This is a genomic window from Bacillus sp. SIMBA_031, assembly GCF_046535225.1.
In the GTDB taxonomy this organism is placed as follows: Bacteria; Bacillota; Bacilli; order Bacillales; family Bacillaceae; genus Bacillus; species Bacillus velezensis.
Genome location: NZ_JAWRXC010000202.1, coordinates 1 through 275, shown reverse-complemented (window position 1 = coordinate 275; position 275 = coordinate 1). Strand labels below are relative to the sequence as shown.

At 61.5% G+C, this 275-nt stretch carries 1 protein-coding gene; it reads left to right on the top strand.

Annotated features, from left to right (window positions below):
• A partial coding sequence (locus tag SB724_RS20035; RefSeq protein ID WP_410572580.1) for a hypothetical protein occupies window positions 1-275 on the top strand: 275 nt, incomplete at both ends.

The window sequence follows — 275 nt, the reverse complement described above, 5'->3', positions numbered from 1 at the left end:
AGCGCGAAGCGAACATGGTGCAGAAGGTCATCACGGCGACCGGTGCGCGCGTCGGTGGCGATCAGTGGCAGGAGTTCATCAAGACGGGCGGCACGGCCGCCAAGCTGATGCGTTCGGATGCGTTCTACTACCAGATGGAGCCGCTTATTCAGGAAATGGGCGGCGACACGGTGGGTAGTGCGGTCATGTCCGGCTATCAGAACCTGATCGAAGGGCGCACGACCGTGCGCGCGACGCGCAAACTCATGTCGCTCGGCCTGCTCGATAAAAAGAAG